This is a genomic window from Microvirga roseola (assembly GCF_020866965.1).
Classification (GTDB): Bacteria; Pseudomonadota; Alphaproteobacteria; order Rhizobiales; family Beijerinckiaceae; genus Microvirga; species Microvirga roseola.
The window spans coordinates 1-9,936 of record NZ_JAJATX010000097.1 but is presented as its reverse complement, the minus strand read 5'-3'; the positions used below and the strand labels follow the sequence as shown (position 1 = coordinate 9,936).

10 protein-coding genes are annotated in these 9,936 nt (G+C 66.5%); 2 read left to right on the top strand and 8 right to left on the bottom strand.

Annotation, left to right across the window (positions count from 1 at the left end; all coding sequences use genetic code 11):
* From LG661_RS23590 to pal, 4 genes are all read right to left on the bottom strand, one after another.
* A partial coding sequence (locus LG661_RS23590) for an ATP-dependent metallopeptidase FtsH/Yme1/Tma family protein (RefSeq protein WP_230534432.1) occupies nucleotides 1–504 on the bottom strand: 504 nt, incomplete at its 3' end.
* Between the two features lie 143 nt (nucleotides 505–647).
* Nucleotides 648–1,649 (bottom strand): tRNA lysidine(34) synthetase TilS, encoded by a 1,002-nt coding sequence (gene tilS, locus LG661_RS23585; RefSeq protein ID WP_230534431.1) that lies wholly within the window; start codon nucleotides 1,647–1,649, stop codon nucleotides 648–650.
* Nucleotides 1,650–1,677: 28 nt separating this feature from the next.
* Complete coding sequence (gene ybgF, locus LG661_RS23580; RefSeq protein WP_230534430.1) at nucleotides 1,678–2,643, bottom strand: tol-pal system protein YbgF; 966 nt, start codon at nucleotides 2,641–2,643, stop codon at nucleotides 1,678–1,680.
* Between the two features lie 112 nt (nucleotides 2,644–2,755).
* On the bottom strand, nucleotides 2,756–3,256 hold the full coding sequence (gene pal, locus LG661_RS23575) for a peptidoglycan-associated lipoprotein Pal (protein ID WP_230534429.1): 501 nt from the start codon (nucleotides 3,254–3,256) through the stop codon (nucleotides 2,756–2,758).
* A gap of 252 nt (nucleotides 3,257–3,508) precedes the next feature.
* Between pal and LG661_RS23570 the strand changes: the two genes are divergently transcribed.
* Together LG661_RS23570 and LG661_RS23565 are read left to right on the top strand one after the other, a co-directional pair.
* The gene (locus LG661_RS23570) at nucleotides 3,509–5,014 is read left to right on the top strand and encodes a phospholipase D-like domain-containing protein (protein WP_230534428.1); all 1,506 of its coding nucleotides are present in this window, start codon (nucleotides 3,509–3,511) and stop codon (nucleotides 5,012–5,014) included.
* Nucleotides 5,015–5,074: 60 nt separating this feature from the next.
* On the top strand, nucleotides 5,075–5,692 hold the full coding sequence (locus tag LG661_RS23565) for an HdeD family acid-resistance protein (protein WP_230534427.1): 618 nt from the start codon (nucleotides 5,075–5,077) through the stop codon (nucleotides 5,690–5,692).
* Nucleotides 5,693–5,726: 34 nt separating this feature from the next.
* On the opposite strand, the gene tolB is transcribed toward LG661_RS23565, so the two are convergent.
* Genes tolB through tolQ form a run of 4 tightly spaced genes read right to left on the bottom strand, consistent with a single transcriptional unit; the run spans nucleotide 5,727 to nucleotide 9,425 of the window.
* Nucleotides 5,727–7,061: a Tol-Pal system beta propeller repeat protein TolB gene (gene tolB, locus LG661_RS23560; protein ID WP_407666832.1), complete on the bottom strand. Its 1,335-nt coding sequence runs from the start codon at nucleotides 7,059–7,061 to the stop codon at nucleotides 5,727–5,729.
* A 23-nt stretch (nucleotides 7,062–7,084) separates the two neighbouring features.
* Nucleotides 7,085–8,209: a cell envelope integrity protein TolA gene (gene tolA, locus LG661_RS23555; RefSeq protein ID WP_407666834.1), complete on the bottom strand. Its 1,125-nt coding sequence runs from the start codon at nucleotides 8,207–8,209 to the stop codon at nucleotides 7,085–7,087.
* A 32-nt stretch (nucleotides 8,210–8,241) separates the two neighbouring features.
* The gene (locus LG661_RS23550; RefSeq protein ID WP_230534425.1) at nucleotides 8,242–8,688 is read right to left on the bottom strand and encodes an ExbD/TolR family protein; all 447 of its coding nucleotides are present in this window, start codon (nucleotides 8,686–8,688) and stop codon (nucleotides 8,242–8,244) included.
* A gap of 17 nt (nucleotides 8,689–8,705) precedes the next feature.
* Entirely contained in the window at nucleotides 8,706–9,425 is a 720-nt protein-coding gene (tolQ, locus tag LG661_RS23545; RefSeq protein WP_230534424.1) for a protein TolQ, read from the bottom strand.
* Nucleotides 9,426–9,936: the final 511 nt, after the last annotated feature.

Here is a 9,936-nt window from a genome sequence, read left to right as displayed (position 1 = left end):
CAGGTCCTCCTTCGCCTCGTCAATGCCCGCAACGTCGTCAAAGGTCACGCGGCCGTGGGCTTCCGTCAGGAGCTTCGCCTTCGACTTGCCGAAGCCCATGGCGCGGCCTGCGCCACTCTGCATCTGGCGCGACAGGAACACCCAGGCGCCGATGAAGAGCGCGATGGGGAGGATGTTCATGAGGACGGCGATGAACCAGGGGGTCGAATCCGATTGCGGACGGGCCGTGATCTGCACGCCCTTCTGCTGCAGCTTGTTCACCAGGCTCGGGTCGTTCGGCGCATAGGTCGTGAAGGTGCGCCCGTCGGTGTAGGTGCCACTGATCTCAGGTCCTGAGATCACCACGCTCGAGATGCGGCCGGCATCGGCTTCGCTGAGGAGCTGGCTGTAGGCGATGTCGTTGCCGCTGCCGCGCTGCCCGGGGCTCTGGAACAGAGTCACGAGCGCCAGCACCAGGAGGAAGATGACAACCCACAAGGCGAAGTTGCGGAAATTTGAATTCATCGGATCAAGTTCTGCCCGAGAGGGAGATGGAGCGTGAGGAAATCTCCCCGCGCGGCTAAACTCAATGTATGCATACCCTTTCCCCTTGCCAAGGGAATGAGGCGCGTCTGCGGCATCATCCAAAAGACTTGGCCGGGGCTTGGCTAACGGCCCCGGAGGCGGGGCGGTTCCGGCCGGAGCAGCAGCTTTCCCGAAGCTTCGAGCCGGAGCACGGCCCCGGCGATGGTGAGGCCGAGCCCCTCCCCCTTCCGGACAGCCTCCCGAAGGCGCTCGGCGCAGGCTTCCAGGCGGTGCAGGCGGGAGTTGTCGAGGCCGATCGAGCCGAGGGCGAGATCGAGAACCCGGACCGCTATCTCGAAGGGCTCGCCGGCAATGGGACCGGCCTCCAGGGTCAGCTCCCTTTCGCCGGCGACGAGCCTCATGCGCTCGAAAGCCTCCCGGGCCTTCGCATCCAGGGCCTCCTCGGCCAGCGCCATGCGCGCTCCGAAGCGGGCGAGGCGCTCGGCGGTCAGACCCTCCGCCGCGAGATCCGGCATGATCCGGCGCCAGCGGACCCGGGCGAAGCGCTCGTCCGCATTGGACGGATCGCTCACATAATCCCAGCCCTGCTCCTCGCAGAGCCTCAGAAGAGCGCTCTTCTGCCAGCCGAGCAGCGGCCGCAGGTGCAGAACGCCGCCCCGGTCCCGCACCCGGCGCATGCCAGCCAGACCGGCCGGGCCTGAGCCCTTGGCGAGCCGCATCAGGATCGTCTCGGCCTGATCGTCCAAGGTATGGGCGGTCACGAGATGGGAGGCCCCCTCCCCTTGCGCCCACCGGACGAGAAGCGCATAGCGCGCCTCCCTGGCGGCCTCCTGGAGGCCGGTGCGGGGTTTCTCGCCCGTCCAGGCCAGAACCCGGTGGGGCAGCCCCAGCTCCTGCGCCGCGCGGGCGACGAAGGCAGCCTCCGCCGCGGATTCGGGCCGAAGGCCGTGATCCACCGTGGCGACGACGATGCGCGGTCGCATCCCGCCTGCGCGCCAGCGGGCCAGGAGATGCATGAGGGCGATGGAATCGGGCCCGCCGGAGACGGCGGCGAGCACTCCCGCCGCGCCGTCCAGCGGTGCGAAAAGGTCGCCGAGAGCCTCGTCGGACGGCAGCGCGGCCACGGGCGGCGACCCTACCGGCAGCTTTCGCTCAGCTGCACTTGTTGCGCTTCTGCTCCCGGTCGGAAGCCTGGCGCACGGGGGCCGAAGCCTGGGGATACTTGCGATCGAGCTCGGCGAAGACCGCGCAGGCGCGATCCTTGGCGCCCAGGCCGTTCAGGGAGATCCCCAGCCTGAGCATGGCGTCGGGAGCCTTGGGTGCCTCGGGATGGTCGGCCGAGACGTTGAGGAACTGCTCGGCGGCCTCGCGGTAGCGGCCCTGCTGGAGATAGGTCTCGCCGAGCCAGAAAGTCGCCTCCGGCGCCAGCGCATCGCGCGGGTTGGACTGGAGGAAACGGCGGAAGCCCATCTCGGCCTGCTCGTACTGCTTCTGGGTGAAGGAGCCGTAGGCCGCCTGGAAATCGGTGCGCGGATCGCCTGCGCTCGTCGCCGCAACACTCTGTCCTGGGCGCGCGCCGGTCTGCGGGATCGCCGCCGTGCGGGAGGGGGCGGCGAGCTCCATTGGGGCGCCGGCTGCCTGCTCGTCCTCCGCGATCAGGTCGCCGATTCCGGCAAGCCTGCCGCCGGGCAGCGGCATGGGGCGGCCGTCCTCCGGGAGGGCTCCCACCGGCAGGGAGGAAGACGTGCTTCCCAACGGGCGGGGCGCGCCGGGAGCCTCCGGGTTCTCGGAGGGATCGAAGACGTCGCTGCGCCGCTGCGGCTGTGCAGGCGGCTGGGCCTGGGGCTGCTGCGCCGGGCGGGACGGCGTGGTTGCGGAGGAAGGCTTGGACGCACCGCGGCCCTCCTGGAAACGGAACTCCACATCCTCCTGGAACCGGCGGAGCTGCTCTTTCAGCTGGCGGTTCTCGAACTCGAGCTGCTCGATCTGCCCCGACATCTGCCGGAACTGGCTTTCCAGCCGGTTGAGGCGCACGACCACGTCGGCGGCATCCTGCGCGACAACGGGACCGGCAAGGGGCAGAGCCAGGACGGCTAGGACGATCAGGCGTCGAAACATGCTAAGTACCATAAGGGTTTAGAGGCCTTGGACGCGGTGCCGATAACACAAAAGCGCCGCCACGGCGAGAATGTGGCGGCGCTTTCCGATCACGATCAGGTTTTCGCTGGGCTCAGACGCCCGCTCCCGTGCTGAGCACCGTCACCGCGCGGCGGTTCTGCGACCAGCAGGAGATGTCGTTGCAGACGGCGACCGGGCGTTCCTTGCCGTAGGATACGGTGCGGAAGCGCGAGCCGTTGATGCCGCGGGAGACGAGGTAGTCGCGCACGACCTGGGCGCGGCGGGCGGACAGCGAGAAGTTATACTCGCGGGTGCCGCGCTCGTCCGCATGGCCTTCGATGAGGAAGGCGTAGTTCGGATAGCGGGAGAGCCACTGGGCCTGCTTGTCCAGGGTCGCGACGGCGGTGGGGGTCAGGTCCGTCGAATCGGTCTCGAAGAAGACCCGGTCGCCCACATTGACGACGAAGTCCTGGGCGCTGCCAGGCGTCGCGGCGCCACCGGCCCCGAAACCGCCCGCTCCATCGGCCATCCCATCTTTGTTGGACGAACACGCCGCCGCCCCGAAGGCGAGGACAATAGCAGCGGCGAATTTGACGGCGCGCAACGTCATCATGGCAATACTCCTTACACATACGTCTGCCGAACGTTGTGTCCTTATATCGGTCGGATGGTTAAGGGAGGGTTCCGTCAACCTTGATGCGAGGTGATGGATTGAGGTGAATCAAGGCCAAGCTTAAGAACTTGGGCACAGGGTTAATTGAGAGTGAATGCGGCAAAGAGGTGGCAAAGGCTTCTTTTCATGGATCACCGTCCACGATCATTGGTTAACCTGATGCCGAAAGCCGGTCTCGCGCGTTAGGAGGTCATGAACGACATGACTGCCCAGCTTGGAAAGTTGGCCTCCCCCTATCCGAACGCCCCGGACAACCCCCGACTGGAGCGGGCTTTCGCGCGCATCGCCGACAGCGAGCTTCGCCAGGGCAACGCGGTGACCCTGCTGCGGGATTCCAAGGAAAACTACCCGGCCTGGCTGGAGGCGATCCGCTCCGCCAAGCGCGTGATCCATTTCGAGAACTTCATCATCGCCGACGACGACACCGGCCGCCTCTTCGCGGAGGCGCTCATGGAGCGGGCCCGCGCCGGGGTGCGGGTGCGGGTGCTCTACGACTGGCTCGGCTCGTCCTTCCGCGCCCTGCCCCGCTTCTGGAAGCGGCTGCGCGAAGCCGGGATCGAAGCCCGGGTGTTCAACCCGCCCCGGCTGACGGACCCGTTCTGGATCCGCCGCAACCACCGCAAGCTGATCACCGTCGACGGGCGCGTGGGCTTCGTGTCGGGCCTGTGCATTTCGGACAGCTGGGGCGGCAAGGATCCCTGGCGCGACACGGGCATCTCCCTGGAGGGCCCGGTGGTGGCAGATCTCGACGCCGCCTTCGCCGAGAGCTGGAGGCTTGCCGGCATGCCGCCGATCCCGAGGGCGGAGCTCGCCGAGGCCGGAGCGATCCCGGCGGCGGGCAGCATGGCCGCCCGGCTGATCAGCGGCGAACCGGGCATGTTCCGCACCTATCGCGTCGATCAGTTCATCGCCGCCACGGCCCAGCGCAACCTCTGGCTCACGGACGCCTATTTCGTGGCGACGACCTCCTATGTGCAGGCCCTGGCCGAGGCCGCCCGCGACGGGGTCGACGTGCGCCTGCTCGTGCCGGGATCCAGCGATGTTCCCGCCCTCCAGCCCGTCGTGCGCACGGGCTACCGCTCGCTCATCGAGGCGGGCATCCGGATCTACGAGTGGAACGGGGCGATGCTCCATGCCAAGACCGCCGTGGCGGACGGGCGCTGGTCACGGGTCGGCTCCACCAATCTCAACCTCGCGAGCTGGGCCACCAACTGGGAGCTCGACGTGGTGGTGGAGGACACCGCCTTCGCGAAGGACATGGAGGCGATGTACCTGGAGGATCTCGCCAACGCCACGGAGATCGTGCCGGGCTGGCAATCCCGCCGGCGACAGGCGCGGAAGCTGCGCTCGCGCCGCAGCCTGACCTATCGCAAGGGCGGCGTCCGGCGGTTCGCGGCGGGAGCGCTCGCGCTCAGCAGCACCATCGGCCGCTCGGTGCGCTCGCGCTCCCTGACCTCCATGGAGGCGACCAGCGTCGCCATCATCGGCGCTGCGCTTCTGGCGCTGGCAGTGCTGATCACGCTCTTTCCCGTGATCATCATTTCCCCGGTGGTGATCGCGCTCGCCTGGTTCGGCATCGCGCTTCTGATCCGGGCCTTCCGCCTGAAGCGGCGGATCCGCATCCGCCTGCGCAAGATGGCGCTGCGACGACGTCTGGCGGCGAGAAGCAAAGAGGCGGAGACCTCATCCGCCGGGTAGGAAAGAACCCGTCCGAAGCTCAAGCTTTGAACGGCAGCGGAACTTCACGAGGAGAGGACCATGGCGACCGGCAGTTCCAATCTCGACGGCCCCTTCGATCGCACCGATACGTTGAGCGCCCTCCTGGCGCAGAACTGGTGGGCTGTCGCCCTGCGAGGGGTTTTCGCGATCATCTTCGCCCTCATCGCCTTCTTCTGGCCGGGGGCCACGCTTCTCACCTTCGTCCTGTTTTTCGCCGCCTACATGCTGGTCGACGGAGCATTCGGCATCGTGTCGGGCATCCGCGCGGCCTCCAACGGCGAGCGTTGGGGCCTGCTGGTGCTGGAAGGCGTCCTCAGCATCATCGTCGGCTTTCTCGCCTTCTTCATGCCGGGCCTGACGCTTCTGTTCTTCGTGACCCTCATCGCCGTCTGGGCGCTGATCACGGGCGTCCTGATGATCGTTGCGGCCTTCAAGCTGCATCCCGCCTTCGGACGCGGCTGGCTGATCTTCAGCGGCGCGGTCTCGGTCCTGTTCGGGATCGCGCTCCTGATCGCTCCCATGGTCGGGGCCGTGGTTCTGACCTGGTGGCTCGGGGCCTACGCCCTCGTCTTCGGCATCGGCCTGCTGATCCTCGCCTTCAAGCTCAAGGGCCGGAGGAACGACGCCTACGGCACGACCGCGACACGCGGCGCGTAAAGCAAAAAGGGGCGCCGGAGCGCCCCTTCGATGGTCAGTTCTGCGGTCTGGTCTCGCTGAGCAGCGGCGACCAGGTCGGATCCGAGGCGAAGGACGGGGTCGGGATCGGCTGCTCAACGCGGCCGGTGATGTCGACCATGTAGAGCTTGCCGCCGGACTGTCCGCCCGGATCGCGGAAAAACAGGATGTACTGGCCGTTCGGGGCCCAGGTCGGGCTCTCGTTGTGGAAGCCTTCCGTGAGGATGCGCTCGCCGGAACCGTCGGGCTTCATGATGCCGATGGCGAAGCCTCCGGCGCTCTGCTTGGTGAAGGCGATGTAGTCGCCCCGCGGCGACCAGGCCGGCTGCGAATAGGCGCCCTCGCCGAAGGAGATGCGGCGCTGGTTTGAGCCGTCGGCGTTCATCGCGTAGATCTGCTGCTTGCCGCCGCGGTCGCTCTCGAACACGATCTGCGTGCCGTCCGGGGAGAAGGACGGCGAGGTGTCGATGGCGGCCGTGGAGGTGAGCCGGGTCGTGGCGCGGGAGGCGAGATCCATCATGAAGATGTTGGCGTTGCCGCCCTGCTGCAGGCTCATGACGATGCGCTGACCGTCCGGCGCGAAGCGCGGGGAGGAGGCCATGTCGGGGAAGTTGCCGAGCACCTGGCGCGAGCCGGTCTCCAGGTTGATGACCTGCACGCGCGGCTGCTGGCCCTCGACCTGGGACATGTAGGTGATGTCCTGCGTCGCGGGCGAATAGCGCGGCGTCACCACGAGGCTGTCGCCCTGGGTCAGGTAGCGCACATTCGCGCCGTCCTGGTCCATGATGGCGAGCTTCTTGCGGCGGTTCTCCTTCGGACCCGATTCATCGACGAAGACGATGCGCGTGTCGAAGAAGCCGCCGAAGCCCGTGATCTTCGTGTAGACCGCATCCGAGATGATGTGGCCGACGCGGCGCCAGAAATTGGCGTCGGTGACATATTGCTGGCCGGTGAGCTGCTGGCCTGAATCGATGTCCCAGAGGCGGAACTCGGCCTTGAGGCGGCCGGACGGATCGCGCGAGACGCGGCCCGTGACCAGCGCCTGCGCGCCCGCCATCTTCCAGGCGTCGAAGCGCGGCGCGGCATCGAAGGACGGACGCTCCGGGAAGCGCGCGTGATCGAGGGGCGCGAAATAGCCGGAGCGCTGCAGGTTGTTCTTGATGATGTCGGAGACCCGCTGGCCGAGTTCGCCTTCGCCGGTGAAATCGGCAACGGCGATGGGCATGGGCTGGAACTGCCCGCCGGGACCGACGCGGAACGAGAGCTGCGCATAGGCGGCTGGAGCAAGCGCCGCCATCGGAACCGCGACGGCGAGCGCGACGAGAAGACGGGAGATGAGACGGGTTATCATGAGGCTAAGTCCCAGGTGATGGGCTACCAGGAAGGATCGAATTGGACGTTGAGGATCTTCCAATCCGAGTAATAAGGAGCGAATTTGGCAGGCAGGTCGTAAGGGGCGCAGCGTCGCACGGCTCTTAACGCCGCATCTGCCACGGCGCGGTCCATCGACGAGTTGCCGGCCTGAATGACTTTCGGATCGCTCGAGAGCGTTCCATCCGGGTTCAGACGAATATCAAGAACGGGTGGGACGGCGTCGCCGCCCGATGCTGAGATCGGCGCGCTGTAGCAGCCCTGGATCTTGTCGCGAAGAAGACCCATCAGCGCATCGCGCATGCTCGGGGAGAGCTTCGAGGCCGACCCCGTTGCGGTGCCGAGCGAGGCGGTCTTCTGGACCTCCGCTCCGGTCGAGCCCGAGGACTGATGCTTTTCCTTGTTGTCGAGGAACTGCTTCAGGTCGCCCATATCGAGCTTCTTGGCGAGTTCCGCTTCCTTGCGGGCCTTGGCTTCGGCCTCGGCTTTCGCCTTCGCTTCAGCCACCTTCTTGGTCTCGGCTTCGGCTTTGGCCTTTGCTTCCGCTTCAGCCTTCGCCTTGGCTTTCGCCTCGGCAATTCTCTTCGCTTCGGCCTCGGCCTTGGCTTTCGCCTCAGCCTCCGCTTTGGCCTTTGCTTCAGCCTCGGCCTTGGCCTTCTCGGCGGCCTTCGCCTGCTCGATGGCTTCGGCTTCCGCCTTCGCTTCGGCGAGCCTGCGCGTTTCCGCGGCCTTTGCCTCGGCTTCGGCCTGGGAAGGCTTCGCCGGGGGCGGCGGAGGCGGAGGCTGGGCCGGAACCGGCTCCTCCTTGTCGGCGACCTTCATCTCCTCCGGGCGCTTCGGGGGAGCGGGCGTATCGCGCTTGTCCTCGCCGGGCTCGCGCTGCTCCACCTTGTCGGCGATGCGGTCGGCGCGCGGCTTCGGAGCAGGCTGCACGGACTTTGCGGTGGTCTCGCCTTTCGTGATCTGCGAGAACTGGTTGTCGGTGATGACCTCGACGGGAATGCCTTCCTGCGCCTCGGGGAATTCGCTGGCGACGGAGAGGCCGAACATGGCGGCAGCGATCAGCGCCACATGCGCGACGCCGGAAATCCAGAAGCCCGGTTCCGAGGGGTTGAACTTGAATTTCAACGCCACCTGCTCCGCCCCTTAAGCTCTCCCGATCAGCGCTGATCGGGTTCTGTGACGAGAGCGACGCGCTTGTAGCCCGCGGTCGTCACGATGGACATGACCTGGGCCACGCGGCCGTAATCGACTCGTCTATCGCCGCGCACGAAAATGCGCTCGTCGAAGCCCTGCTTCGCCACTTCCGCCAGCTTGCCGACGATGGCCTCGTCGGTCAGCTCCGCCTCATCGAGGAACACCTGCCCCGTGGACCGGATCGAAAGGGTCACGGGCTTGGAATCCATATTGAGCGGCGCGGCCTTCGTCTGCGGCAAGTCGAGAGGCACGCCGACCGTCATCAGCGGCGCCGCGACCATGAAGATGATGAGCAGCACGAGCATGACGTCGATGAAGGGCGTCATGTTGATCTCGTTGATCGCGCCCGCCCGCCGTGCGCGCCTGCGCCGCCGTCCGCCGCCTCCTGCCGCTCCCGCGATCATTGCCATGGCTCAAGCCTTTTCCATCAAGCCGCGTGCGCGAGGCGTTCGTCGATCTGGCGCGAGAGGATGGCGGAGAACTCGTCCGCGAAGCCCTCGAGCCGCGACTGCATCTTGGAGACCTCGCTCTGCAGCTTGTTGTAGGCGAGCACCGCCGGGATCGCCGCGAACAGGCCGATGGCGGTGGCGAACAAGGCCTCCGCGATGCCGGGCGCGACGACAGCAAGGCTCGTGTTCTTGGAGGCTGCGATCGAGGTGAAGGAATTCATGATGCCCACCACCGTGCCGAAGAGGCCGATATAGGGTCCGGCGGAGCCGATGGAGGCCAGCACCGTGAGGCGCGAGTCGAGCCGCTCCACCTCGCGCTGAATGGTGACGTCGAGCACCTTGTCGATGCGCTGCGGCAGGCTCTGGAACGAGCGTCCCGAGCCCTCGAAGGAGCGCTTCCACTCGCGCATGGCAGCGACGAACACGGCCGCAAGCCCCGTGGCCGGGCGGCTCTGGAGCGAGCGGTAGAGCTCCTCCAGCGACTGGCCGGACCAGAAGATGTCCTCGAAACGGTCCATGGCGCGCTTAGTGCGGGCATAGAGCAGGGTCTTGTCGATGATGATGGCCCAGCACCAGACCGAGGCCGCGAGAAGTCCCACCATCACGAGCTTGACGATGAAATGCGCCTGCCAGAACAACCCGAACAGGGACATGTCGTGCGCCACAGGAGCAGCCTGAGCCACATCGGCCGGATTCATGAATTTCGCCCTCGCTCTTCGAGCAACCCCGGCCTGCGGGGTCCCGCATTCGGTTTAGGAAAATCTTGTCGTCGTGCCGTTGCTCGTTCGCCCGCGAATCTGTCGAAAATAAGGGCGCAGACTTAACGACGCAGGATCCTTCCCACCATCACCTGTTAGGCGCAGAGTAAGGTTAAGGCTTGGTATATGCGGGGCTTTTCGGATTGGAAATTCGCCGTTCCTACCAAGAATTGGACCGTCGGAATCGACATGCCCTTACGGAAGGCATTGAGCCGCAACGGCCGGCATGCCGGCAATCGTCCATGTCCCATTTCAACCCTTCCCGTCCTGCCCCCGACGCGCGACCGGCTGGAAGCAGGAGGTGACGTCGCGGACCCGGCGCTGGTCTCGGCCTTCTGATCCCGGTGCTGCGCCGGCGGAACGGACCTCAAGCAACGCTGCAAGGCCACCTGACCGACACCCTCGCCTAGCACTACTTTGGCAGGTATGAGGAACCGGGCGGGGCCTGCCG

Bases quoted from the DNA above. Each gene is read 5' to 3' on its own strand.
- ybgF (WP_230534430.1), bottom strand. From the start codon at position 2,643: ATGTTTCGACGCCTGATCGTCCTAGCCGTCCTGGCTCTGCCCCTTGCC.
- pal (WP_230534429.1), bottom strand. From the start codon at position 3,256: ATGATGACGTTGCGCGCCGTCAAATTCGCCGCTGCTATTGTCCTCGCC.
- LG661_RS23570 (WP_230534428.1), top strand. From the start codon at position 3,509: ATGAACGACATGACTGCCCAGCTTGGAAAGTTGGCCTCCCCCTATCCG.
- LG661_RS23565 (WP_230534427.1), top strand. From the start codon at position 5,075: ATGGCGACCGGCAGTTCCAATCTCGACGGCCCCTTCGATCGCACCGAT.
- tolB (WP_407666832.1), bottom strand. From the start codon at position 7,061: ATGATAACCCGTCTCATCTCCCGTCTTCTCGTCGCGCTCGCCGTCGCG.
- LG661_RS23550 (WP_230534425.1), bottom strand. From the start codon at position 8,688: ATGGCAATGATCGCGGGAGCGGCAGGAGGCGGCGGACGGCGGCGCAGG.
- tolQ (WP_230534424.1), bottom strand. From the start codon at position 9,425: ATGAATCCGGCCGATGTGGCTCAGGCTGCTCCTGTGGCGCACGACATG.